This is a genomic window from Catellatospora sp. TT07R-123, assembly GCF_018327705.1.
Taxonomy (GTDB): domain Bacteria; phylum Actinomycetota; class Actinomycetes; order Mycobacteriales; family Micromonosporaceae; genus Catellatospora.
In genome coordinates, this window is record NZ_BNEM01000001.1 from 1,546,382 (window position 1) to 1,569,057 (window position 22,676).

Consider the following 22,676-nt stretch of genomic DNA (forward strand, 5'->3'; position numbering starts at 1 on the left):
GGCGCTCCTGCGTACACCCTAGCGGCTGCGACCGCCCCGGCACCATCCCGCCCCGCCCCGGCGGCCGGTGAGGTGATCACTGTGCGGTACGACGGATAATGTCCAGGTGTGGCCCGCGTCCAGGCTCGCGACAGCGCGGAGCCGGGCGGGCTCGTCCACCACGGCAGACGGGAATCATCCTCATGCAGTACGCACGCCTGGGCACGTCGGGTCTCAAGGTCAGCCGGATCGCGCTCGGCTGCATGAGCTTCGGCGACACCTCGCGCGGCTTCAACAAGTGGGCCCTGGACGACGCGGCCGCCGAGCCGGTGTTCCGGCAGGCCGTCGAGCTCGGCATCACCTTCTGGGACACCGCCAACGCGTACGGCGTCGGCAGCTCCGAGGAGGTGGTCGGCCGCGCGATGCGCAAGTACACCCGCCGCGACGACATCGTCCTGGCCACCAAGGTCTTCTTCAAGATGCACGACGGACCCGGCGGCTCCGGCCTGTCCCGCAAGGCGATCATGGAGCAGGTCGACGCCTCGCTCAGCCGCCTGGGCACCGACTACGTCGACCTCTACCAGATCCACCGGTTCGACCCGGAGACGCCGGTCGAGGAGACGATGGAGGCGCTGCACGACGTGGTCCGGGCGGGCAAGGTCCGCTACCTCGGCGCGTCGTCGATGTGGGCGTGGCAGTTCGCCAAGATGCAGCACGCCGCGCAGCGCCACGGCTGGACCCGGTTCGTCTCCATGCAGAACCAGTACAGCCTGGTGCAGCGCGAGGAGGAGCGGGAGATGTTCGGGCTGCTGGCCGATCAGGGCGTCGGCAGCATCCCGTGGAGCCCGCTGGCCAAGGGGCGGCTGGCCCGGCCGTGGGACCAGAACACGACCCAGCGCGCCGCCACCGACCCGCTCCAGTCGCGCTACGACGGCGAGTTCAACAAGCCGATCGTCGACGCCGTACAGGCCGTCGCGCAGGCGCACGGCGTGCCGATGGCGCAGGTCGCGCTGGCCTGGGTGCTGCGCAACCCGGTGGTCACCGCCCCGATCGTCGGCCCGACCAAGCCGCACCACCTCGCCGACGCGGCCGCCGCCCTCGACCTCGTGCTCACCGACGACCAGGCCCGGCTGCTGGAGGAGCACTACACCCCGCGCCTGCCGTCCGGCTACTGACCGGCTACTGACCGGCGCCGACCTGGACCGCGCCGCGTACGCGGTCCGGGTCAGCGCGGCAGGGCCGCGTGCAACCGTGCCACGAGCTGCGTGGACGGCGGCACGGCGTGCAGGATGAGGGTCACCGGCGCCGTGGTCTGGGCGAGCACGGACACGATGTCCAGCAGTACGGGCAGGTGGTGCGGCTCGGCGACGAGCAGGTCCTCGGCGTGGGCGACCGTGAGCACGGGATCGGCCTGGACGGCGTCGCGCAGGCAGTCGGCGAAGGCGTCCCAGTTGGCGCCGAAGTGCGCCGGGAAGGCCAGCGCGCGGGCGAACTCGGCGAACAGGCCCGCCCGGGTGCGGCAGGCCTGTCCGCCGACGGTGCGGTCACCGGCGGGCGCGGGCCCGTCGCGCAGGTCCAGCCAGCGCGGCAGGGCATCGGGCGTCGGCACGGCGACCTCGTCTCAGAGCCGGTAGAAGTCGGTGTAGTGGTTCGGCGAGAACCAGGTCACCCCGGTCGCCCGGTTGACCACGATGCGGTACGCGTCGCGGGCGGCGCCCTTGGTGCGCGGGTACACGTCGTACTCGTAGTAGGTGGCGCCCGCCGGCAGCTGGCCCTCGCGGTTGAAGAACTGGCCGCCGGTGTAGTTGTAGAGCCCGCCGCTCCACGAGTACCAGCCGGAGGTCGTCGGGAAGCCCTTGGCCGACCAGCCGGACCGGGCGGTGCGCGCGTCGGCGCAGCGGGAGATGGTGCACGTGCTGTAGACGGCGGCCGAGGCGGGCTCGCTGGTCGCGGGGACGACCAGGGCGGTGAGCAGCATGGCCAGGACGAGGGCGGCGCGCAGCGGCCAGGACAGGCGGGCCGGGGTGCGCAGGGCGAGGGTCATGGGGGTACCTCCGCAGCGGGTTGGCGATCAGGCGCCATCGTTGCGCGGACGTACCAACAATGGAAGTTTATGAATGGAAAATGGCACTGAACCGCGTGTTAAATCCTTGTCTCGCCTCGTCAGCGGGTCGCGGCCCGCACCCGGTCCAGCAGTTCGGCCGCAGCGTCGGTATCGGTGACGGCCGCCTCGGCCGCCGCCGCGAACCCGGGCGGCGCGATCGCCAGCTTCGCCGCCGACGCGACGATGCCTTCTCGTTGACCGTCCAGCGGCCCGCGCGGCCGTGCAGCGCGTGGGCCATGACGCCGACGGCGCGGAACAGGCAGCCGGTGACGTACACCCGGTCCAGCGGCGCCTTGCGCGCCGCCCCGATCATGAAGTCCGCCTCCCACAGCCCCGCGACCAGCGCCTCGGCCAGCGGCTGCGGGTAGTACTGCGCCTGCTCCCGCACTGCCGACACCTCGCCGGTCGGGTCGGCCAGCACCTGGCACAGCGCCAGCTCCCCCGCGTAGGCGTGGCTGTAGAAGCCCAGCACCCGCAGCGCATCGACGTCCAGCTCGCCCCGGTAGTACAGGCCGTAGTCGTAGTCGCTGTCCGGCCGGTGCTCGCCGCGCGCCCGGCTCCCGCCGAGCACCACCGCCACCACTCCGCGCACTTCCGACAGCCGACGCACAAGATCATCCACGGTCCGCGAGCTTACCCACCGGCGGCGACCCACACCGCATACGGTGTGCCCACACCGTATGCGGTGTGACCCCGCAACCGGGTCAGGGTGGCGGGTCGAAGCCCGCAGCGGCGTGGAAGCTGGCGCGGCGGGCGGCGCGGCGCAGGGCGCCGAGCACGGCCGGTCCGGTGAGGACCACCAGGACGGCCGTGGTGATCGCGCGGCCGGTGTCCCAGCCGAGCGAGGTGACGGTGAAGAACACCAGGTAGCGCTGGAGCTGTTCGAGCAGCGGCAGGCCGGGCTCGTACGCGATGGAGCTGTTCGGGTCCAGGGAGAACGGCCAGAACGACAGGTTGAGCAGGAACCCGAACAGGTAGCCGGAGACGGCGGCGTACGCGGCGAGCATCGCGATCTCGGCCTTGCCCCGCACTCTCGGCAGCAGGCCCGCGAGCATGCCGACGTACGCGCAGCCGAACATCTGGTACGGCATCCACGGCCCGACCCCGCCGGTGAGCAGCGCGGACGCGAACAGCGACGTGCACCCCAGGGTGAACCCGAACCCCGGCCCGAACACCCGGCCGGCGAGCACGAGCAGGAAGAACACGGTCTCGATGCCGGCGGTGCCCGCGCCCAGCGGCCGCAGCGCCGCGTTGACCGCCGACAGGACGCCGAGCATGGCCAGGGCCTTGGCGTCGATCCGCTTCTCGGCGATCTCGGCGAGCACCACGGCCAGCACCACCAGCAGCAGCACCCCGAACAGCAGCGGCGGCGTCTGGGTCGAGCCCAGCCGTCCGGGCGCGACGACGAACGGCCAGAAGAACGCGACCAGCCCCAGCAGCGCCGCCATCGTGATCACGGCGACGGCGCGGACGGGCACGCGGACGGCGCGGACGGTGGTCATACCCCCTCCTCCGGCAGCGCGGCCCGCACCTGGCCGACGGTCAGGTACGGCGCCGGGGCCAGGATCTTCGCCACCTGCGGCGCGAACGACGGCGACGCGGTGAGCACCGCCGCGGCCGGTCCGTCGGCGACGACCTCGCCGTCGGCCATCACCACGACCCGGTCGGCGACGAGCGTGGCGAACTCGACGTCGTGCGTGGCCACGACCACGGCGTGCCCGCGCGCGGCCAGGGTGTCGACGGTCGCGGCCAGGGCCTGCTTGGCGCGGTAGTCCAGGCCCCGGGTCGGCTCGTCGAGCAGCACCACGCCCGGCGTGACGGCCAGCTGCACCGCGAGCACCAGCGCGAGCTGCTGCCCGGCGGACAGGTCGCGCGGATGGGCGGCCCGGTCGATGCCGGGCGCGATCGCGTCCAGCAGCGCCGCGGCGGCGCCGGGACTGCCGAGCACGTCGCCGTCGCGGTCTGCCTGGGCGAGTTCGGCGCCGACGGTGTCGAGGTAGAGCAGGTCGGTCGCGGTCTGCGGGACGAGGCCGACCAGGGCGCGGGCACGCGCGGCCGACACCGACCTCGGGTCGGTACGCCCCGAGCCGTCCCGCACCGCCACCGTGCCGCCGTCGCGGCGCCCCGAGCCCTGCACCGCCCACAGCAGCGAGGACTTGCCGGACCCGTTGCGTCCCATCAGGGCGGTCACCTCGCCGCGCCGCAGGTCCAGGTCGACGCCGCGCACCGCGACGACGGGCCCGTGCCGGACGATGACGCCCCGTGCGGCGAGTTCCACCTGCTCGGTGGCGCGGCTGGTGCGGTGCGGGGGCGGGTCGGCGGGCAGCCGGTCGCGCAGGTGCGCGGCGCGGCGGCGGGCGTCGCGGACCGACAGCGGGACCGGCGTCCAGCCCGCGTGCCGGGCCAGTTCGACCACGGGCGGCGCGACAGTCGACGCGGCGAGTTGCGCGGCCGGGTCGCCGCAGCTGACGGTGCCGTCACCGGCCAGGTGGACGACCCGGTCGGCGTACGGGACGACGCGTTCGAGCCGGTGCTCGGCCAGCACCACGGTGATGCCGAGATCGTGCACGAGCCGGGTGATCGCGGCGAGGACATCCTCGGCACCGGTCGGGTCCAGCGCCGACGTCGGCTCGTCGAGCACCAGCACCCGCGGGTGGGCGGTGAGCGCGGCGGCGATGGCGACCCGCTGCTGCTGGCCGCCCGACAGCTGGTGCAGGCCGCGGTGGCGCAGCTCGGCCAGCCCGAGCAGATCGAGCGCCTCCTCCACCCGGGCGCGCATCACCCTCGGGTCCAGGGCCAGCTGCTCCATGCCGTACGCCAGCTCCTCCTCGACGGTGTCGGTGACGAATCCGGCGACCGGATCCTGTCCGACGACGCCGACGAGGTCGGCCAGCTCGCGCGGCGGGTGGTGGGCGGTGTCGCGCCCGGCGACGGTGACCCGGCCGGTGAGCGTGCCGCCGGTGAAGTGCGGCACCAGGCCGTTGACCGCCCCGAGCAGCGTCGACTTGCCGGTGCCGGTGTGCCCGACGACCAGGACCAGCTCGCCCTCGTCCAGGTGCAGGTCGACGTCGCGCAGCACGGGCACGGCGGCCCCGTCGTACGTGACGGACACGCGGTCGAATCGGATCATGCGACGGCTCCGGCGGGGACGGGACGGTGGCGCGGCGGTGGCGGTGGCGCGGCCAGCGCGGCCGCGGCGGCGAGCAGGATCGCGGCGGCGGGCAGCGCGGGCAGGGTCGGCCAGTGCAGCAGGTCCGTGCCGGCGGCCGGGTCGTAGCCGGTGCCCGCCGCGAGCACGAACGCGGCGGACAGGCCGCCGACCGCGACCGTCCATTCCGGCCACTGCCACGGATCGGGGCGGTAGCGGGTGCGCGAGACCCGGCGCCCGCCGAGGATCAGCCCGCCGGTGCACAGCACCGCCCCGGCGGCGAACCCGGCCGTGCCGACGGCGCCGGGGACGGTCGGGTCGAGCAGGCCGTACGCGCCGACGCACAGGCCGGTCATCCCGGTGAGCATGAGCGCGCCCGTGACCAGCCGCGACGTACGGGTGGCCGAACCGGTGCGGCCGTAGCCGCGCGAGTCCATCGCGGCGGCCAGCCGCAGCGACCGGTCGAGGGCGTCGTGCAGCACCGGCAGCGCGATCGCGCGCAGCGCCCGCAGGCCGCGGGTGCGCCCGGCGCGCAGGCGGCGGGCGCGGGCCACCCGCTGCACGCTCTCGACCAGCTGCGGGGCCACCGTCAGCGCGACGGTGACCGCGACGCCGAGCTCGTACAGGGCACCGGGCAGCACCCGCAGCGCCCGTTTCGGGTTGGCCAGCGTGTTCGCGGCGCCGATGCAGCACAGCAGGCAGGCCAGCCGCATGCCGTCCAGCGCGGCCGACAGCACGGCCTCGGCGGAGACGGGGCCGCCGAGCTGGATGCCCGCGTACCAGTCGGGGGTGGGCACCTGCGGCAGGGTGAGCAGGATGTGGTCGCCGGGGCCGGTGCCGGAGGCGAACACGGCCCGGAACAGCACCCGGATCGCGATCACGGTCAGCGCCAGCAGCAGGTAGTAGCCGAAGGCGCGGGCCCAGGGCGCGTCGCCCCGGCGCAGCGTCACCGCCAGCCCGAGCACCGCGAAGATCAGCGCCAGCAGCAGCGGGTTGCCGGTGCGGCTGGCCGCGGTGGCCAGGGCCAGCGCCCACAGCCACCACGCGACCGGGTGCAGCGCCCGGGGCAGCCGCGCGGCGGCCAGGCTAGTCATCGGCGGCGGCGCGCCTGCGGCGTACCGCGACGACCGCACCCGTGCCGAGCAGCAGCACGATCGCGGCGGTGACCAGCAGCGGCACCGCCGTGCCCGGGTCCTGCGGCGCGGCGGCCCCGGTGGGCGCCGCGTCGACGATCGGCGGGACGTCCTCGGTCGGTGCCGCGGTCTCGCTCACCGAGGCGCTCGGCATCGCGGCCGGGGCCGAGGGTCCGGCCGAAGTGGACGCTGCGGCGGCCGAGGCGGACGGTCGCGCGGTGGACGCCGAGGGCCGGGCCGTGGTCGGGCGCGGTTTCGGGGTGGGCGAGCCGATGGGGCTGGTGTTGCGGGCGCGCACGCTGTCCGGGCTGAACCTCGGCCTGCCCTGGCTGCCGTCCGTGGCCGTGGCGCCGAACGTCCACAGGTCGACGCTGCCGGGTTTCGGGTGGTAGCCCATCGCGCCGAGCTGCGAGTACGACCACGAGTCCTGCCCCGGATCGGCGTGCCAGTACGACCAGTACGCCGTAGCCGGGGGTGTCAGCACGCACTTCTCGGTCGCCGAGGTCGGATACTGCGTGCCGCCCTGGTAACCGGAGTAGCCGATGCGGCACACGAACGCCGGGCCGTCGTGCTGGGTCCCGGCGGTCTTCCAGCCGCCCTGGTTGAGCAGCTGGTATCCGGTCGTCGGGGTGGTGCCGCAGGCACGCAGCAGCGGCCCGCCCCAGTGGCTGAAGTCCACCGCCAGGATCACCCCGGAACTGGTGGTGCACTTCCCGACCGGCTGCGGCGCGGCCGCGGCGGGCGCGCCGGGCGCGAGCATCACCGCCGCGAGCAGCACCAGCGCCGCGACCGAGCCGCGCCGGTTCACCGGCCGCCGCCCTCGGTCCGGCGCCGCAGGCCGATGAGCAGCGCCATCCCGGCCACGATCAGCACCAGCGCGACCGCGACGATCGCCGTCAGCGGCAGGCCGGTGACCGGCAGCCCTCCCCCGGCACCGGTCGGCGACGCCGACGGCGAGCCGCCGGTCCGCGACGGGGTCGGCGAGCCCGCGGACGGCGACGGCGAGCTGCCGGCACGCGACGGCGACGGCGACGCGGCGGACGGCGAGGGCGAGGCGGCGGGCGTGTGGACGTCGCGCAGCAGCGTGCCGAACGAGATCCCGGTCGCGCCGCTGACCGCCTGCGTCGAGGAGCGCAGGTCCGAGCCGTCGGTGCCCAGTGCGACGTCGAATCCGCCGTCGCTGTTCTGCTGCTGGGCCAGGAAGGCGCGTGCCTTGCCGAGCTGCGCGGCGTACGTGTCGGCGCGCAGCGACAGGCCCTGCACCGCCAGCGCGGTGGAGTTGGTCGAGTCACCGGCCGCGCCCGGGAAGCCGCCGTGCGCCTTCTGCTGCCCGGCGATCCAGGCCAGGGCCGCGTCCACCGCCGAGTCGTGGCCGCCCGCCAGGACCAGGGCCATCGCGGCCATCGCGGTGCTGTCGACGTCGCGGTCCTGGTCGGTCGCCGGGATCAGGCTCGGGAACGATCCGTCGGCGCGCTGGAGGCCGAGCAGGAACGTGACCGGGCTCGCCGCGTCGGCGGCCCGCCCGGCGCGCAACTGCGCGACCACGCCGAGGACCTGCCCGAACGTCGAGGTGGCCCAGGCGTAGTTGCCGGGTCCGGCGCAGCCGGCGGCCTCGTCGGTCTTCGCGCAGGTCACGTCCTTGAGGGCGGCGATCAGGTCGTGACCGCCGAAGGCGCCCGGGTCGTACCCGGTGACCTGCGCCAGCACGGCGACCTTGCCGATGGCGCCGCCGGAGGCGAACTCGGTGCCGATGCCGAGCCAGGCGTCGACGGTGAACCCGCCGTCGCCGACGACCCCGCCGGTGCGGATGAACTCGGTGACCGCGCGCAGCCGCGCGTCGTCGGACCCGGTCGCGGCCAGCGCGAACGCCCCGTCGATGCTCAGGCCGAAGTCGGGGAACCCGGGAAACGACTCGTAGTAGCGGCCGTCCTGGAGATTGGCCGGGGCGACCAGGTATGCCACACCTTTGGCCAGGTCGGGGCCGGACTCCGCCGGGGCCTGCGCGAGCGGGCGGGCGGCGGCGGGGGCCGCGACGGCGAACGCGGCGACGGCGGCGAGCAGGGCGGCGGCCGCGCGGCGGCGGATGACGGGCATGAGGGCTCCCGGGGGTGAGCGGCGCTGGCGCGGACACCGACCGCCCGCGGAAACGCTGCCCCGGGTGCTCAGGCTCCGCGCCGTGGACCACGACGACGCTGGTGGTTTGCTGCGTTCCAGCCAGGTAATCCGACTCGTCCAAAAAGGACCTACGGCTGCGGGCCAGTGCCGGGATTCGACCGGCTTCCCCTGAGGTGCTGGAACGCAGCCATCCGACCACATGTGGTCTGCAAGCGTCAACGCGGGGGCGGTGTCACGTACGCAACTCGCGCGAAACCGGGGGCATGGCTTAGCGTGAGGTCGTCATCGCGTAGGGGAACCCGGTGTGAGCCCGGGGCTGACGCGCAACGGTATGGACGCGACCACCATCACGTCCGGAGCCCGAACACCTGCCGGTGACGCTCCACCCTGCGGATACCGTCCACGCGTCTTGGGCCCGGCCGCCTCGCTCCAGGTCTGGCGAAGACCGGGCGAGGCACGCCGCTCCCATGGCGCCCAGAAGGAGTGCCATGTCCCCCTTTCACGTCCCGGCCGCCGCGTGCGCCGGGCCGGCGCGGGCCTCGCGATCGCCCTCGCCCTCCTGGCCCGGTGCCAGGCTTGTACCGCCGGCCGCCACGGGCCGCCGGCAGCGATACGAAGGCAATCAGCCGGCCCCGGCCGGCGGCATGACCCACGGCGCCTGACTCCACTTTCGACACTGGCCCCGGCATGCCGCCGCGGGCCGGAAAGGCACACCCATGATCCGCACCATCGTGCGGCGGCTAGCCGTGCTCACCGCCGCCACCGCCGCTCTCGCCCTGGTCGCCACCGCTCCGGCCGCCGCCGCCCCGACCCTGAACCGGGCCGACGCGGCGGCGGGCTGGCTGGCCCGCCAGCTCGTCGACGGCGAGCGCTTCGAGGTCGTGTTCGACGGCGTCGCCTACGCCGACCAGGGCCTGACCATCGACGCGGTGTTCGCGTTCGCCGCCTCGAAGACCGGCGGCAGCTACCGCGACGCCGCCCTGTCGTGGCTGGCCGAGCCGGGCACGCTCACCGGGTACATCGGCGACGGCACCGAGGCGTACGCCGGGGCCACCGCCAAGCTCGCGCTGGCCGCCGAGGTCACCGGCGCCGATCCGGCCGCGTTCGGCGGCGTCGACCTGGTCACGCGGCTGCGCGGCCTCCAGGCGACCTCGGGCCGGTTCAGCGACCGGTCTGCCTGGGGCGACTTCAGCAACTCGTTCACCCAGTCACTGGCCGTCATCGCGCTGGACCGCACGGCCGCGGGCGCACCCGCCTCGGCGGTGTCGTACCTGGCCGGGACCGCCTGCGCCGACGGCAGCTTCCCGCTCTACCTGGAGCAGCCGGTCTGCACCGGCGACGTCGACGCGACCGCGCTGGCGGTGCAGGCGCTGCGGGCCGCGGGCGACCACGTCCACGCGTACGGCGGCCTGACCTGGCTGGTCGCCCAGCAGCAGGCCGACGGCGGTTTCGCCTCGGCCGGGGTCGCCAACGCCAACAGCACCGGTCTGGCCGCCCAGGCGCTGCAGTCCAGCGGCCGCCTGCTGGCGGCGGCCAAGGCCCGCACGTTCCTGCGCGGGCTCCAGGTCGGCTGCGCCGGTGCGGCCGCCGACCGGGGCGCGATCGCGTACACGGCCGGGGCCTTCGACCCGGCGACCGCCCCGCGCGCGACCGCGCAGGCCGTGCTCGGCCTGACCGGCCGCGGCTACGCCGACCTCGACGCGGCGGGTTCCAGCCCGGCCGCCCCCACCCTCGCCTGCCCGTGAAAGGACCCGTCATGAACCGCCGTCTCGGCCGGGCGCTGACCGCCCTGCTCAGCATGCTCACCCTGTCCACCGGCGCCGTGCTGGTGCAGGCTCCCGCCGCGCACGCGGCCGCCTGCTCCGGCAGCACCGGCGTCACCGTCGTCGTCGACTTCGCCTCGCTGGGCGGCGGCGTCGTCACCGCGTGCGCGCCCGGCGACCCGACCAGCGGCCTGACCGCGCTGACCGGCGGCGGGTTCACCGTCGCCGGCACGCAGCGCTGGGGCCTGGCGTTCGTCTGCCGCATCAACGGGCTCCCGACCGCCGCGCAGCAGGCGTGCGTGAACACGCCGCCCGCGACGGCGTACTGGTCGTACTGGCACGCCAGCACCCACGGCGCCGCCTGGACGTACAGCTCGTCGGGCGCCAGCAGCTACAACCCGGCGCCGGGCACCGTCGAGGGCTGGGCCTTCGGCGCGGGCGCGGCACCGTCCATCACCGCACCCTGACCGCACCCTGACCGGCGGGTGGTCGGCGGCGTCCCGCGCCGCCGACCACCCCATGAGCGGAAACCACGAGTGGGTATGCCCAAAGCACCGCCCCCGCGCCGCGCCACTGTGGACGGCGAAGAGTTCATCCTGCTCAGCCCCGAGGAGTACGAGCGCCTCGACGCGTCCCGCCGCCAGGTCGGCGCCGCCCTGGCCCGCGTACGGCAGGTCAGCCACGCACTGGGCACCGCCCGCGCGGCCCTGACCGCCGTCGACACCGCCCTGGCCGCCGAGCCCTGCACCTGCGCCGACACGGGGACCTGCCCGGTCTGCCGCATCCGTGCCGCCAGGGACACCGATCCGTGATCCGGCGCTGGTCACGCAACGGGCCAGCGGCTGTTGCGGGCCTCCGCTACCGTACGCGGTCATGGAATTCACGGGGCCGTTCTTCGCACTGTTCTTCGTGGTGCTGCTGGTCATCGGCGGGGTCGTCGTCTGGGGCGCGATCCAGGGCAGCCGGAAGGTGGCCCGTTCGCAGGAGCTGCGCGAGGTGGGCCGGGTGACCACCGGCACCGTGGTGGACAACCAGATGGAGTCGCACTCGCACCACCACGACGGGCACCACCGCACCAGCATCACGTTCCGGCCGGTCGTCCGCTACCGGGCGCAGGACGGCACCGAGGTCACCGCGGTCGGCCCGGCCGCCAGCAACCGCTCGTTCATCGTGGGCTCCACCGTGCCGCTGCGGGTGCACCCCGACCGGCCCGAGCAGATCGAGATCACCTCGGGCCAGGGCCGGGGCTCCGGCGGTGTGGCCGGTATCGTCGTCGGTGTCATCGGCGTGGTCGTGCTCGTGCTGATGGCCACGTTCGCCTGCTCGGCGCAGCGGGAGTTCGACGACTTCCGCAACGACATGGGCAACTCGACGGACTTCGACAACGGCCCGTTCGGCAACGACCCGTTCGGCGACTTCCAGCAGTGCACCATCGACGGCCAGCAGGTCTCCTGCAAGTAGCGGGCACCGGGTGACCGCCAGACCGGTGGCCCGGCGGTCACGTCCGCCTCATCCGATCTCGGTCCGCACCGCCAGCGAGCCGGTGTTGTCGGCGTAGAAGCCCGGCTCGCCGTGGAACGACGACGCGTCGGCGAACCCGACGACCAGCACACCGGCGCCCGCCGGGGCGACGAACCGCTGCAACGTGCCGGTGCCGGTGCGCCCGTCGCCGATCGCGAACAGCTCGCCCAGGCCCGGCCGCAGCTCGGCCAGCTCGCCCTGCCCGGTCACGTCGACCGCGGGCGGGCTCTGGCCTGCGGCCCCGGCCGGCAGGAACACCCCGACCAGGAACAGCGTCCGGTTGTGGTGCACGATGCCGGAGATCCCGTTCAGGCCTGTGATCTCGGTGTCCGGGTACTGCGTGCCGCCGTCGGGGCCGTCGGCGGGCTCCCCGCCCGCCGGGCCGAGCGCACCCGTGACCAGCGGGAACGTCGCCACCTTGCCACCGGAGACCGGCAGCACCAGCGGACGGGTGCCCGCCCCGCCCGGCAGCGACGGCACCGCGGCCGAGCCGCCCAGGTACACGTCGGCGGTGGCGGGCAGCAGCACGGTGCCGCCCGGCCGCGGGCCCGCCGCGAACGCCTGCCCGGCCCGCGCCGACAGGGCGAAGGCCGGGTGGCCGGTGTGGCTGACGTCGTACACGCAGTCGGCCAGCGCGGCCGGGGCGGTGACCCCGGCACCGGCGCAGATCGCCTGCGCCGCGGCGGGGTCGGGTTCGGGGCCGGACTCCCGCTGCGGGAACGCCCGGTCGGTGTAGCCGGCCGTGCTCCGGCCCTCGGGGTAGGTGAACAGCGAGGTCGCGTCGGTGACCCGCCAGCTGTCGGCGAAGGCGGGGTAGAGCGCCTCGTACGGCGGCTCGCCGTCGGGCAGCGCCGCTCCGTCGCGTACCCGCAGCTCCTTCGCGAACAGGCCCACCGACGCGGCGTGCGCGGGCACCGGGTCGACCGACACGTCGAGGCCGACGCCGGCGACGGCGGAGACGTACACCGTGGAGCCGTCCGGCCAGGTCACCGAGACGACCGGGCCGCCGTCGCCCTGCCCGATCCGCACCTGCCCGCCGTGGTCCAGCCCGGTCATGGGGTCCGGGCGCGGCACCCCGCCGACCAGCACCGCGACATCGGCCGGGGTCAGCTGCACCTCGACCCTGTCCCCGGCCACGTCCATCGCCACCGCCGTGTTCACGGCCAGATGCTTCGAGTCGCGGTACGGCTGCTGCCGGACCTGCACCGTGAACCCGCCCGCCGGATCCTGCAGCGCGGTGAACTCCCCCGCCGCCTGGAAGTCGTAGCGGCGCCCGCCCAGCGTGAGCACGTGCGGCTCGCCCGTCGAGGCGGGGCACTCACCATCCGAGCTGCACACCGGGTCGGTCGGCTGCGACGGGCGGCACTCGGGCGGCAGGATGTGGTCGCCGTAGTAGTTGCGCGGGGGCATGCCGAGCGCACGGCGCAGCAGGTTCTGCGCCTGCGTGGCGTGCACCTCGTTGATGCCGATCCCGGTGTGCTTGCCCGACGGGGTGATGCACTCGTGCAGGTCCTGGATGCCGTGCTCGCCCTGGCTGTCCTCCCACGCGTGGAACAGCTCGTGGTAGAGCGTGGTGCACGGGTCGGCGCTGCCGCCCGCGCCCTCGTAGGTGTGGCGGTCGTCGGGGTTCCAGAAGATGTACATCTCGGACGTGCTGCTGCCGCCCTCGTGGTTGCTGCCGCTCGTCGGGAAGATGGTCACGGTCACGCCGTCCCCGAGAACCGTCGGCAGGATCCCGGCCGGGTCATGTCCGGGCTGCTGGAGCACACCGATGCAGCCGTCGTACGCCGCCTGGATCGACGGGTCGCGGATGACGACCACCGCCTCGGCCGGCTGCTGCGACCAGCCCGGCGCGGACAGCACGGCGAGGACGATCAGCGTGGCGGCGGCCGCGCCCCGGCGGCGGCGGCGTAGCAGCCAGACGACCAGGATGAGCAGCAGCAGCGCCCCGACGGCGACGGCGGCCCACAGCAGCCGGCCGCGCGTGCCCGCCGCCTGCGGCTGAGCGGCCGGGGCGGCGATCACGGCGGCACCGGTGACGACGCACGGCGGCGGTCCGGATCCGACGGGGATCGGGATCGCGTAGGTGACGGCGAGCTCCAGCGGGACACCGGCGCGGACCGGGTACAGCAGCCCGGTGGGCGCGACCGGCCCGGTGTAGGCGATGTTCTCCAGCGCGTGGCCGGTCGGCCCGAGCGGCACGACCGCCGGTCTCAGCTCGACGGACTGGCCGGGTTCCAGCGTCCGCAACTGCTGCCTGATGGCTGTCGCCAGCGGCTCGTCGAACCCCGGGCTGAACACGATCGGGGCCGCAGCCTGACCGCTCTGGGCCAGCGCGGTGATCGTCAGCGTGCCGAGCTCGGTCGCGGCGACCTGGCACGGCTCGATGCCGCCGTTGGTCAGGGTGACGACCGGGGCTAGCGGATCGGTGGCGCGTACCGCGACCGTCAGGCCGCCGTCGGAGGCGTGCGCCGGGGCGGCCGTGGCCAGCATGGCCGAGCCGAACAGCAGGGCGGCGGTGAACCCGCGCGCCGTCATCGTGAGCCACCGCATCGCAGGTCCCTCCATCGAGGACGATCCTCGGGCGGGCACAGCGTACGGAGCGCGCATGAATCACGTCCATCGCTGCGGAGTCGGCTTGCCGACGATCACCGGGAGGCAGTCCGACTGCGCGGCGATGGACGGGCCCGACCTCGCCGGCACGGTCGGCGGCCGGTCATGGACGCGGTTGCGGCTCCGGCACGAGACGGGCGCGCAGAAGAACGGCTGCCACCAGTGCGGTGACCCCGGCCAGCACGAAGGCGGCCGGACCGCCGAGGACTTCCTCACCTCGCGTGGGAGACCGGGGGCCGGTGCAGTTGCGCGTACGCGATCCAGTAGGCGGAGTTGCGCACCGACTGCCCCAGCGCGGTGGCCAGCCCGTCCCTGGCCAGAGCGAGGCCGGGACACGGCTTCCAGCCGGGGCACGTGACGCACTCGCCGGACGGGGTCCGGCTGTGGTCGCTGAGCAGCTGCCTGGCCAACTGCCACAGGTACGGGTCGATGCACCCCTCGGGCGGGGCGATCGGAGGATCATCGAGACCTGCGCGGATTCCGCTCCACTCGTCCATCACATCGCCTTCTTCACCACCACCGTTCATCGTGGGCGAGCCGCGCTGGGCCCGACAGTGAGAGCAAAGCTCACCCGAAGGGAGACAAGCTCACACCGACCGCGTACGCGCCGCATCCACTAGCGTTGAAGGCGTCGGGTTCGAGGATCGCACCCCGGGAGCGGCAGATGGCCGGCATCGGCACCCATCAAGCCGAGTGCGCGTTCTCGATCCGTGCCGAGCTGCTCCGGGCGCACGGCGCGCCGGACCCACCGCCCGCCGGGCTCCTGGCGGCGGTAGCGGCCGCGATCATCGACCATTGCGGACACCGGCCGCTCAAGGCGTTCCGTCTCGCCCACCGGTGGACGGTCGCCCAGGGGGTACGCGAGGTCCATGCGCTGTGCCGCGGGCACGGCCTCGGTCCTCGGGGGCTGCATGAGCGGTCCTGGAAGGAGTGGGAGGCCGGTGGCCGGGCCGGAGCCGACTACCGCGACCTGCTGTGCCGGCTGTTCCAGACCGGCCCGGTCCAGCTCGGTTTCGCCCGTGACTACTCACCGTCCGTCGCGGCGGACCTGCCGGGGAGCAGCATGTACCGACGTACCTTCGTCACCGCGGCCGCGGCGATCTCCGCGGTGGGGCCGGTCGACGACCTTTCGGGCGTCCTCCGCTCGGTGTCACCCGCGCGGCGCTCGGGCAGGGTGGACCCCGCGCGCGTGGCCGACCTGTCCGCGGTCGCCGCCGCCTACCGCCGCAGCTACCAGGACATGCCGGCCGAGGAACTGCTCGGAGCGGCACACGCGCAGCTGAGGCTGACCGGCGCGGTGGACCCGGCCCTGCAACCGGAACCCGTCCGCACCTCGCTGCTCACCGTGATGGGTGAGATGGCGGCGCTGATCGGCGTGCTCTACCTGCTGGACCGGGGCGACCAGGCGAACGGCTGGCGCTACGTCGACCTCGCCTGGGAGGCCGCCAAGGCCGCCGGCAACGCGGAGCTCCAGGCGATCATCCTGGGCGGCCGCTCGTTCGGCGTGGCCTACTGCTCCGGCGACCACCGAACCGGCCTCGACCTCGCGGAGTACGCCTGCGAGGTGGCCCGGCGCGGCGCCAGCGACGAGACCCGCGGCTGGGTCGCCGCCGTCGCCTCCGAGCGCGCGGCCTCCCTCGGCCGCCTCTCGGCATGCCGCGCCCTGCTGGAGATGTCGCGCACGGCCCTCACCGCCGAGCCGACGGAGACGGCGTCGCTGGGCATCGGCGTGTTCAACCTGGGCAAGCTGGCCGCGTACGAGGGCGGCGACATGGTCCGGCTCGGCCGCCACCGCGAGGCCGAACCGGTGCTGGACCTGGCCATCGCCCGGCTCGACCCGTCGATGCAGCGGCACCGCTGCACCGCGCTGATCGACCGGGCGGAGGCCAGGCTCGGCGCCGACGAGGTCGACGGCGCCTGCGCGGACGCCTCGGCCGCGCTCGACCTGGTGTCCCGGGTGCAGCACACCGGCAACCTCCGACGGCTGCGCGCCCTGTCGAGCCGTGCGGCGGACACCGGCTCCCCGACCGCCAAGAGCCTGTGGCGCGATGTCGTCACCGTCGCCGCCGACGCCCGGGGCGCGCTGTCGTGACCGCGCTGGTGCTCGACTTCGGCGGCGTCCTGACCAGCGACCTCTGGGAGGCGCTGCGCGGTTTCGCGCGCCGGGAGGGACTGGCCGACGACGCCCTGGTGGACCTGGTGACCAGGGACGCCGAGGGGGTCGAACTGCTGCGCGCGCTCGAACGCGGCGGCATCGGGCAGGCGCGGTTCGAGCGGGAGGTGTCGGCCCGGCTCGGCGTGCCCGCGCCGGGCCTGCTGGCTCGCATGGCGGCTGAGCTGCGGCCCGACGAGCAGATGCTCGCGGCCGTGGCCCGGATCCGGGCTACCGGAGTGAAGATCGGGATCCTGTCGAACTCCTGGGGCACCGGGCACTTCGACCCGTACGCCCCGTGGCGGCTGCACGAGCGGGCCGATGTGGTGGTCGTCTCGGACCAGGTCGGGATGCGCAAGCCGGACCCGGAGATCTTCGATCTCGTGCTGGACCGGCTCGCCGAGCCGCCCGAGGCGTGTCTGTTCATCGACGACATCGCCGCCTACCTGGAGCCCGCGCGGGCCGGCGGCATGGCGGTGTGGCACCACACCAGCACTCCCGCCACCCTGACCGAACTACGGAGGGTCTACGGCGAGTAGCGGAGCCGCGCGTCCGCGCGTCCGCGTACCGGGGGCCGTCCAGATCTTGTGCACTTTCTGTCGCCGGGGCAACGGAAAGTGCACAAGATCTAGACCCCCGAGGTCTGTCGGCCCCGGTCGCGCAGCGATCGCCGTCAGCAGGTCGGCACGCCGTCGATCCAGTTGGTCGCGTTGTCCGTGTAGTAGCCGGCCAGCCAGCCGTACATCCCGTTGGCGTAGGCGTAGACCCAGTAGGGGTTGCCGCCGATGGTCTCGCCCGCCTTCTGGCAGTAGACGTACACCTGCTGCGGGGCGCTGACCGTGGTGAGGACGGTCGGGCAGTTGGCGGGGCCCGGGTAGTTGTAGCAGGCGTCGCCGCCGTTGTTGCGGACGTTGACGCTGGAGGCCCAGATCCCGTACCAGCCCACGCCGTACCCGCTCGCGTGAGCCGGCGTGGCCGCCAGCGTGGTCGCGGCAACCATGCCGACGGCGGCGACGGCGAGCGCCCGGAAGAGTCGTTTCACGAGACACCTCTCCTTGAAGTGATACCTGTGGATGCAAGTATCGGAAAGGCGCTGCACAGCAGCTACGACAACGCGTGCCAGGAGGTGGACATCGCGTGCCGGTACTCTGCCGGGCTTATGCCGTAGGCCCTGCGGAAGGCCCGGTCCAGCGTGCGATGGCCGAGACCCCACCTGCCCGCGACGGCGGCGACCGGGCGGTCGGCCAGCAGCGGGTCGCCGAGGTCGCGGTGGCAGTTCTCCAGGCGCCGGGCCCGGATCCACCCGGCCGCCGTCAGCCCTCGCGCCGCGAACTGCCGGTGCAGCGACCGCAGCGAGAGGTGGTGGGCGGCCGCGAGCATCTCCGGGCTGAGCTCGGGGTCGGCCAGCCGCCGCTCGGCGAAGGCGATGATGCGGGCGAAGAGCACCCGATCCCTGGTGTCCGGCGGCAGCAGGCGTTCGGCGTCCAACCGGCGGGCCAGCAGGTGGCCGACGAGGTCGAGCGTGACCGTGGACAGCCTGACGCCGTCGGCCGGATCCAGCCGGTCGAGGTGTCCGCGCAGGGTGCGCAGGTGGTCGATCACGAACGCGGTGAGCGGGTCGTCGCCGGGCAGCCGGGTGGCCACCACCTCCCGCGCGACCCGCTGCGGCAGCGGCAGCACCGCCGACGGGATCATCAGCACGGTGGCCGACTCCCGCGCCAGCCGGGGATCCGTACGGCTGCTGAAGGCCCGCGAGCTGTGGTAGAGCGTCATGTCACCCGGACGGAGAACGACCTCCTTGCCGTCCTGCGTGAGGTACTGGTCGCCGGCGGAGCTCAGCACGAGGTGATACACGTCGGGGTCGGACCGGCGGATCAGCTTCGGAGTCCGGTCCACGTCGAGTGGCGGATGCCGCATCTCCAGCAGCTCGACCGCACCGGCCCGGCGGAGCTGGAGTGTGGCGTCGAAGTCGGCTGTGTGCGAAGTGCGGACCGACACCGGCATGGCCGCCTGGGCGAGGAACTCGTTCCACATCGGGAACCGGTCTGCGGCGGCGACCCCGCCGGTGTCCAGCACCTGTGACATGACCGTTCGCCGACCGCCCTCGCGAATGCCCGACTTCCGGCACAGTGACAGTACTCGATGCGATCGGACCGTCCAAGCCTCGCGCGGATTCGATGCGAGCTGTCGGCCGGCCAGGAAGCGTCCCGGCCGGCCGGCCGGTCACGCGGCGGCGGCGACCAGGCGGTGCGCGGGGCGGGCCGCGATGGACTGGGCGATCTCGCCCGCGCGCACGGCCACGTTGGACAGCAGGGTGCTGCTCAGGCCGTGCGTGTGCTCGGTGGCGCCCTGCACGTAGATCCCGCAGGCCAGCGCGCCGGTGGTGGCCACCCGGTAGTCGCGTTCGATGCGCAGCCGCCCGTCGGGCCGGGTCAGGCACTCGTCGGCCAGTTCGCCGAGCAGGCGCCGGGGGTCGCCGCTGTGGTACCCGGTGGCGCAGATGATCGCGTCGGCGGCCAGCTCGGTCCGGGCGCCGGTGGGCAGGTGCTCGATCACCGCGGTCACGCCGTCGTGGTCGCCGGTCGCGGTGACGAGCCGGGACACGTTCATGATGCGCAGCCGCTCGGTGTGGTGGATCTTCTCCTGGTACGCCCGCCGGTACAGCTCGACGATCAGCTCGGTGTCCACGACGGAGTAGTTCGTGCCCGCGTGGTACCCGTGCAGCAGCTCTTTGACCTGGTCCGGGGCGCCGTAGTAGTCGTCGACCGCGGCCGGGTCGAAGATCCGGTTGGCGAACGGGGTGTCGTCGGCCGGGGTGTAGCCGTACTTGCTGAACAGGGCGCAGATCTCGGCGCCGGGGAACGTGCGGTGCAGGTGGTCGGTGACCTCGGCGGCGCTCTGGCCGGCGCCGACGACCACGATGCGGCGCGGGTCGCGCAGCCGGTCGACGCGGTGCAGGTACTCGCTGCTGTGCCAGATGCGCGGACCGGACGTCACCGTCTCGGGCAGCCTCGGTTGCAGCCCGGTGGCGACCACGAGGTTGCGGGTACGCACGCGGCGCACCACCGGCGTGCCCCCGCGTACGTGCTGGCGGACCTCGACGTCGCAGGCGGTGACGGTGCCGCCCGCGCGGACCGGGGTCACGGCGAGCACCTCGCTGGCGTAGTGCACCTGGTCGGTGAAGCGGCGGGCGGCCCATTCGAGGTAGTCGTGGAACTCCACCCGCGACGGGAACATCGTCTTGTGGTTGATGAAGTCGGCCAGGCGGCCCTTGTCCTGCAGGTAGTTCAGGAAGCTGAACGCGCTGGACGGGTTGCGCATGGTCGCGAGGTCCTTGAGGAACGACACCTGCATGGTGGTGCCCTCGATGAGCAGACCGGGGTGCCAGGCGAAGGCGGGCTGCCGTTCGAAGAAGACGGCGCTGCCGTGCTCGCCCCGCTCGCGTAACGCGATGGCGAGGGCGAGATTGGACGGCCCGAAGCCGACACCGACGAGATCGTGAACTTCGTCTGCCGAGGTAAACATGGGTCCCTTCCAGGTACCACCAGCGGGAGCTAGATTAGGCTACCCTAAGCAAGGTAAGCCTTGCCTGCATACCGCGTCTAGAGGGGTGCCATGCGAGTCGTCATGTTCGGATACCAGACCTGGGGTCACCGGACCCTGAAAGCGCTGCTGGAGGCGCCCGAGCACGAGGTGGCGCTGGTCGTCACCCATCCGCCCAGCGACCACGCGTACGAGCGGATCTGGAGCGACTCCGTGGCCGACCTCGCCGCCGACCACGGCGTACCGGTGCTGCTGCGCAACCGGCCCGACGACCCTGAGCTGCTGGAACGCCTCGCGCAGGCCCAGCCGGATGTGATCGTCGCGACCAACTGGCGCACCTGGATCCCGCCGCAGGTGTTCGAGCTGCCGCGCCTGGGCACCCTGAACGTGCACGACTCGCTGCTGCCCCGGTACGCCGGCTTCTCCCCGCTGATCTGGGCGCTGCTCAACGGCGAGAAGGAGGTCGGCGTCACCGCGCACATGATGGACGCCGAGCTCGACGCCGGGGACATCGTGCTCCAGCGGGCGGTCCCGGTCGGCGAGCGCGACACCACGACCGACCTGTTCCACAAGACGCTGGCGCTGTTCGGGCCGATCACCGTGGACGGGCTGGCCCTGCTGGCCACCGGCCGCACTGACTGGACGCCGCAGGACCGCGGCCAGGCCAGCTTCTACCACAAGCGGTCCGAGCTGGACAGCCGCATCGACTGGACCTGGACGGCCGAGGAGCTCGACCGGCTGGTCCGGGCGCAGTCCGATCCGTACCCGAACGCGTTCACCTACTACCGCGGGCAGCGGCTGCGGGTGATCGAAGCCTCGGTGTCGCGGGGCGTCTACGGCGGCACCCCCGGGCGCGTCTTCATCCCCGAGGACGGCGGCGTCGTGATCGTCGCCGGGGCGCAGGCCCGCTACGGCACCAGCCGCGGCCTGCGGATCGAGCGGGTACGCCTGGACGACGGCACCGAGCTGCCCGCCGCCGAGGTCTTCCGGACCATGGGCGGCTACCTGACCCAGGCCCCCTGACGGGTGTGGGCGGGCACCCGGCCGGGTGCCCGCCCACACCCGACGGAGCAGGTCAGACGAGGGCGCCGCTGCGCTGGTCGAGCGCGCCCGGCACGGGCTCGGCCGGATCGGCGCCCAGCGCCACGATCCGGTTCTGCCCGTCGACGTGCACCACCCGCGGCCGGTGCGCGGCCACCTCGGCGGCGTCGATCTGCTGGAAGGACATGATGATGACCAGGTCACCGGGGTGCACCAGGTGCGCGGCGGCGCCGTTGACGCCGATGACGCCCGAGCCCGCGGGACCCTCGATCGCGTAGGTCGTCAGCCGCGCGCCGTTGGTGACGTCCACGACCTGCACCTGCTCGCCCTCGACCAGGTCGGCGGCGGCCATGAGTTCGGTGTCGATGGTGATCGAGCCGACGTAGTGCAGGTCGGCCTGGGTGACCGTGGCCCGGTGGATCTTGCCGCCGAGCAGTGTGCGCTGCATGAAACATCCTCCGTGGATCGCAAGTTAGGTAATGCTATCCTAAGTTCCCCCTCAACTCCCTGACCACCCCCGTGAACGGAGTCACCACATGGGTTCCACCCTCACCCGGCGCGGCACGATGGCGCGCCTGGCCGCCGCGACGCTGCTGGCCACCGGCCTGCTGACGGCCTGCTCGTCCACCCCGGACCAGGCCGAGCCCACCGCGTCGGCGGCGACCGCGGCGTTCCCGGTGACGATCGACCACAAGTTCGGCGCCACCACCATCGCCGCGCAGCCCAAGCGCGTCGTCACCGTCGGCTGGAACGACCAGGACTTCGTCCTCGCACTCGGGGTCACCCCGGTCAGCACCCGCGAGTGGTTCACCGAGTACCCGACGTACCCGTGGGTGGCGCAGGCGCTGGGCGGGGTCAAGCTGCCGACCTTCTCGGCCGAGATCAACTACGAGGCGATCCTCGCCCAGCAGCCCGACCTGATCATCGCCATCTACGAGACCGTCACCAAGGAGACGTACGACAAGCTGACGCAGATCGCGCCGACCGTCGTGCAGTCCAGCGCGTACCCCGACGAGCAGACCCCGTGGGACGTGCAGACGCTGACCACCGGCAGGGCGCTGGGCCGGGCCGCCGAGGCCCAGGCGCTCGTCGACCAGGTCAACGCGAAGGTCGACGCGGCGAAGAAGGCGCACCCCGAGTTCGCGGGCAAGACCCTGGTCGTCGACTACGGACCGGAGAACGGCCAGCACTGGCTGATCGGCGCCCGCGACCCGCGCCGCGCCCTGTTCGACGCCCTCGGCTTCGCCACCCAGGACGCCAAGGACGAGATCAGCGAGGAGCGGCTGGACCTGCTCGACCGCGACGTACTGGTCGTCATCGGCGCGACCAGGGCCGACAGCGCCAAGTCCGCCGTGTTCTCGCGCCTCGCCGTGGTGAAGACCGACCGGACCCTCTACACCACCTTCGAGACGCCGCTCGCGGGCGCGCTGTCCTACAGCGGCCCCAAGGCGCTGCTGTACGCGCTCGACATCCTCGTGCCGGAGCTGGCCGCCGCGGCCGACGGCAGCCCGGCGACCGCCGTCAAGGACCTGTCGCACTGACCTGAGGTCATGACGAAGGGGGC

The 22,676-nt window shown here is 73.6% G+C and carries 23 protein-coding genes and 2 riboswitches; of the genes, 9 read left to right on the top strand and 14 right to left on the bottom strand.

Annotated elements, in window-relative coordinates; all coding sequences use genetic code 11:
- Positions 1-182 precede the first annotated feature (182 nt).
- Positions 183-1,154 (top strand): aldo/keto reductase, encoded by a 972-nt coding sequence (locus Cs7R123_RS06480; RefSeq protein WP_212824230.1) that lies wholly within the window; start codon positions 183-185, stop codon positions 1,152-1,154.
- A gap of 50 nt (positions 1,155-1,204) precedes the next feature.
- Here the strand turns inward: Cs7R123_RS06480 and Cs7R123_RS06485 are convergent, their stop codons facing one another.
- From Cs7R123_RS06485 to Cs7R123_RS06520, 8 genes are all read right to left on the bottom strand, one after another.
- Complete coding sequence (locus Cs7R123_RS06485; protein WP_212824232.1) at positions 1,205-1,588, bottom strand: barstar family protein; 384 nt, start codon at positions 1,586-1,588, stop codon at positions 1,205-1,207.
- Between the two features lie 12 nt (positions 1,589-1,600).
- Positions 1,601-2,023, bottom strand: coding sequence for a ribonuclease domain-containing protein (locus Cs7R123_RS06490; protein WP_212824234.1), 423 nt, complete (start codon positions 2,021-2,023; stop codon positions 1,601-1,603).
- A gap of 67 nt (positions 2,024-2,090) precedes the next feature.
- Positions 2,091-2,705 carry a nucleotidyltransferase domain-containing protein gene (locus tag Cs7R123_RS06495; protein WP_244871650.1) on the bottom strand — a complete coding sequence of 205 codons (615 nt, stop codon included), beginning with the start codon at positions 2,703-2,705 and terminating at the stop codon, positions 2,091-2,093.
- An 82-nt stretch (positions 2,706-2,787) separates the two neighbouring features.
- Positions 2,788-3,585 (bottom strand): ECF transporter S component, encoded by a 798-nt coding sequence (locus Cs7R123_RS06500; protein WP_212824236.1) that lies wholly within the window; start codon positions 3,583-3,585, stop codon positions 2,788-2,790.
- Entirely contained in the window at positions 3,582-5,213 is a 1,632-nt protein-coding gene (locus Cs7R123_RS06505) for an ABC transporter ATP-binding protein (protein WP_212824238.1), read from the bottom strand. Before Cs7R123_RS06505 ends, Cs7R123_RS06500 begins: the two co-directional genes overlap by 4 nt.
- A complete protein-coding gene (locus Cs7R123_RS06510; protein WP_212824239.1) occupies positions 5,210-6,325 on the bottom strand; it encodes a CbiQ family ECF transporter T component in 1,116 nt (371 codons plus the stop codon). The genes Cs7R123_RS06505 and Cs7R123_RS06510 overlap by 4 nt, the downstream gene beginning before the upstream one ends.
- On the bottom strand, positions 6,318-7,172 hold the full coding sequence (locus Cs7R123_RS06515) for a hypothetical protein (RefSeq protein WP_212824240.1): 855 nt from the start codon (positions 7,170-7,172) through the stop codon (positions 6,318-6,320). Before Cs7R123_RS06515 ends, Cs7R123_RS06510 begins: the two co-directional genes overlap by 8 nt.
- Positions 7,169-8,458: a prenyltransferase/squalene oxidase repeat-containing protein gene (locus Cs7R123_RS06520; RefSeq protein ID WP_212824241.1), complete on the bottom strand. Its 1,290-nt coding sequence runs from the start codon at positions 8,456-8,458 to the stop codon at positions 7,169-7,171. Before Cs7R123_RS06520 ends, Cs7R123_RS06515 begins: the two co-directional genes overlap by 4 nt.
- 101 nt (positions 8,459-8,559) lie before the next feature.
- Positions 8,560-8,685: riboswitch (cobalamin riboswitch) on the bottom strand.
- Between the two features lie 33 nt (positions 8,686-8,718).
- A riboswitch (cobalamin riboswitch) is annotated at positions 8,719-8,870 on the top strand.
- 325 nt (positions 8,871-9,195) lie between these two features.
- On the opposite strand from Cs7R123_RS06520, the gene Cs7R123_RS06525 reads away from it, so the two are divergent.
- The 4 genes from Cs7R123_RS06525 to Cs7R123_RS06540 all read left to right on the top strand — a co-directional run bounded on the left by Cs7R123_RS06525 (position 9,196) and on the right by Cs7R123_RS06540 (position 11,703).
- The gene (locus Cs7R123_RS06525) at positions 9,196-10,224 is read left to right on the top strand and encodes a peptidase (RefSeq protein WP_212824242.1); all 1,029 of its coding nucleotides are present in this window, start codon (positions 9,196-9,198) and stop codon (positions 10,222-10,224) included.
- Between the two features lie 53 nt (positions 10,225-10,277).
- Complete coding sequence (locus tag Cs7R123_RS06530; protein ID WP_308442891.1) at positions 10,278-10,709, top strand: hypothetical protein; 432 nt, start codon at positions 10,278-10,280, stop codon at positions 10,707-10,709.
- A gap of 75 nt (positions 10,710-10,784) precedes the next feature.
- Positions 10,785-11,054: a hypothetical protein gene (locus Cs7R123_RS06535; RefSeq protein ID WP_212824244.1), complete on the top strand. Its 270-nt coding sequence runs from the start codon at positions 10,785-10,787 to the stop codon at positions 11,052-11,054.
- A gap of 61 nt (positions 11,055-11,115) precedes the next feature.
- Positions 11,116-11,703 carry a DUF3592 domain-containing protein gene (locus Cs7R123_RS06540; RefSeq protein WP_212824245.1) on the top strand — a complete coding sequence of 196 codons (588 nt, stop codon included), beginning with the start codon at positions 11,116-11,118 and terminating at the stop codon, positions 11,701-11,703.
- 48 nt (positions 11,704-11,751) lie between these two features.
- Here the strand turns inward: Cs7R123_RS06540 and Cs7R123_RS06545 are convergent, their stop codons facing one another.
- Positions 11,752-14,316, bottom strand: a complete 2,565-nt coding sequence (locus Cs7R123_RS06545; RefSeq protein ID WP_212824246.1) for a hypothetical protein — start codon at positions 14,314-14,316, stop codon at positions 11,752-11,754.
- A gap of 272 nt (positions 14,317-14,588) precedes the next feature.
- Entirely contained in the window at positions 14,589-14,873 is a 285-nt protein-coding gene (locus Cs7R123_RS06550; protein WP_212824247.1) for a hypothetical protein, read from the bottom strand.
- 167 nt (positions 14,874-15,040) lie between these two features.
- On the opposite strand from Cs7R123_RS06550, the gene Cs7R123_RS06555 reads away from it, so the two are divergent.
- Together Cs7R123_RS06555 and Cs7R123_RS06560 are read left to right on the top strand one after the other, a co-directional pair.
- Positions 15,041-16,468, top strand: coding sequence for a hypothetical protein (locus Cs7R123_RS06555; RefSeq protein WP_212824248.1), 1,428 nt, complete (start codon positions 15,041-15,043; stop codon positions 16,466-16,468).
- Complete coding sequence (locus tag Cs7R123_RS06560) at positions 16,465-17,067, top strand: HAD family phosphatase (RefSeq protein ID WP_212824249.1); 603 nt, start codon at positions 16,465-16,467, stop codon at positions 17,065-17,067. The genes Cs7R123_RS06555 and Cs7R123_RS06560 overlap by 4 nt, the downstream gene beginning before the upstream one ends.
- Before the next feature lie 134 nt (positions 17,068-17,201).
- Here the strand turns inward: Cs7R123_RS06560 and Cs7R123_RS06565 are convergent, their stop codons facing one another.
- The 3 genes from Cs7R123_RS06565 to Cs7R123_RS06575 all read right to left on the bottom strand — a co-directional run bounded on the left by Cs7R123_RS06565 (position 17,202) and on the right by Cs7R123_RS06575 (position 20,053).
- On the bottom strand, positions 17,202-17,570 hold the full coding sequence (locus tag Cs7R123_RS06565) for a hypothetical protein (protein WP_212824250.1): 369 nt from the start codon (positions 17,568-17,570) through the stop codon (positions 17,202-17,204).
- 62 nt (positions 17,571-17,632) lie between these two features.
- A complete protein-coding gene (locus tag Cs7R123_RS06570; RefSeq protein WP_212824252.1) occupies positions 17,633-18,613 on the bottom strand; it encodes a helix-turn-helix domain-containing protein in 981 nt (326 codons plus the stop codon).
- Positions 18,614-18,751: 138 nt separating this feature from the next.
- Positions 18,752-20,053, bottom strand: a complete 1,302-nt coding sequence (locus Cs7R123_RS06575) for a lysine N(6)-hydroxylase/L-ornithine N(5)-oxygenase family protein (RefSeq protein ID WP_212824254.1) — start codon at positions 20,051-20,053, stop codon at positions 18,752-18,754.
- 90 nt (positions 20,054-20,143) lie between these two features.
- Between Cs7R123_RS06575 and Cs7R123_RS06580 the strand changes: the two genes are divergently transcribed.
- Positions 20,144-21,094: a methionyl-tRNA formyltransferase gene (locus Cs7R123_RS06580; protein WP_212824256.1), complete on the top strand. Its 951-nt coding sequence runs from the start codon at positions 20,144-20,146 to the stop codon at positions 21,092-21,094.
- A 52-nt stretch (positions 21,095-21,146) separates the two neighbouring features.
- Here Cs7R123_RS06580 and panD read toward each other — a convergent pair whose 3' ends face one another.
- The gene (gene panD, locus Cs7R123_RS06585; protein WP_212824258.1) at positions 21,147-21,560 is read right to left on the bottom strand and encodes an aspartate 1-decarboxylase; all 414 of its coding nucleotides are present in this window, start codon (positions 21,558-21,560) and stop codon (positions 21,147-21,149) included.
- An 88-nt stretch (positions 21,561-21,648) separates the two neighbouring features.
- Here panD and Cs7R123_RS06590 point away from each other — a divergent pair, with 88 nt between their 5' ends.
- Positions 21,649-22,653 (top strand): ABC transporter substrate-binding protein, encoded by a 1,005-nt coding sequence (locus tag Cs7R123_RS06590; protein ID WP_212824261.1) that lies wholly within the window; start codon positions 21,649-21,651, stop codon positions 22,651-22,653.
- Positions 22,654-22,676 lie beyond the last annotated feature (23 nt).

Bases quoted from the DNA above. Each gene is read 5' to 3' on its own strand.
- Cs7R123_RS06480 (WP_212824230.1), top strand. From the start codon at position 183: ATGCAGTACGCACGCCTGGGCACGTCGGGTCTCAAGGTCAGCCGGATC.
- Cs7R123_RS06490 (WP_212824234.1), bottom strand. From the start codon at position 2,023: ATGACCCTCGCCCTGCGCACCCCGGCCCGCCTGTCCTGGCCGCTGCGC.
- Cs7R123_RS06500 (WP_212824236.1), bottom strand. From the start codon at position 3,585: ATGACCACCGTCCGCGCCGTCCGCGTGCCCGTCCGCGCCGTCGCCGTG.
- Cs7R123_RS06505 (WP_212824238.1), bottom strand. From the start codon at position 5,213: ATGATCCGATTCGACCGCGTGTCCGTCACGTACGACGGGGCCGCCGTG.
- Cs7R123_RS06510 (WP_212824239.1), bottom strand. From the start codon at position 6,325: ATGACTAGCCTGGCCGCCGCGCGGCTGCCCCGGGCGCTGCACCCGGTC.
- Cs7R123_RS06520 (WP_212824241.1), bottom strand. From the start codon at position 8,458: ATGCCCGTCATCCGCCGCCGCGCGGCCGCCGCCCTGCTCGCCGCCGTC.
- Cs7R123_RS06525 (WP_212824242.1), top strand. From the start codon at position 9,196: ATGATCCGCACCATCGTGCGGCGGCTAGCCGTGCTCACCGCCGCCACC.
- Cs7R123_RS06530 (WP_308442891.1), top strand. From the start codon at position 10,278: ATGCTCACCCTGTCCACCGGCGCCGTGCTGGTGCAGGCTCCCGCCGCG.
- Cs7R123_RS06535 (WP_212824244.1), top strand. From the start codon at position 10,785: ATGCCCAAAGCACCGCCCCCGCGCCGCGCCACTGTGGACGGCGAAGAG.
- Cs7R123_RS06540 (WP_212824245.1), top strand. From the start codon at position 11,116: ATGGAATTCACGGGGCCGTTCTTCGCACTGTTCTTCGTGGTGCTGCTG.
- Cs7R123_RS06545 (WP_212824246.1), bottom strand. From the start codon at position 14,316: ATGCGGTGGCTCACGATGACGGCGCGCGGGTTCACCGCCGCCCTGCTG.
- Cs7R123_RS06550 (WP_212824247.1), bottom strand. From the start codon at position 14,873: ATGGACGAGTGGAGCGGAATCCGCGCAGGTCTCGATGATCCTCCGATC.
- Cs7R123_RS06555 (WP_212824248.1), top strand. From the start codon at position 15,041: ATGGCCGGCATCGGCACCCATCAAGCCGAGTGCGCGTTCTCGATCCGT.
- Cs7R123_RS06570 (WP_212824252.1), bottom strand. From the start codon at position 18,613: ATGTCACAGGTGCTGGACACCGGCGGGGTCGCCGCCGCAGACCGGTTC.
- Cs7R123_RS06575 (WP_212824254.1), bottom strand. From the start codon at position 20,053: ATGTTTACCTCGGCAGACGAAGTTCACGATCTCGTCGGTGTCGGCTTC.
- Cs7R123_RS06580 (WP_212824256.1), top strand. From the start codon at position 20,144: ATGCGAGTCGTCATGTTCGGATACCAGACCTGGGGTCACCGGACCCTG.
- panD (WP_212824258.1), bottom strand. From the start codon at position 21,560: ATGCAGCGCACACTGCTCGGCGGCAAGATCCACCGGGCCACGGTCACC.
- Cs7R123_RS06590 (WP_212824261.1), top strand. From the start codon at position 21,649: ATGGGTTCCACCCTCACCCGGCGCGGCACGATGGCGCGCCTGGCCGCC.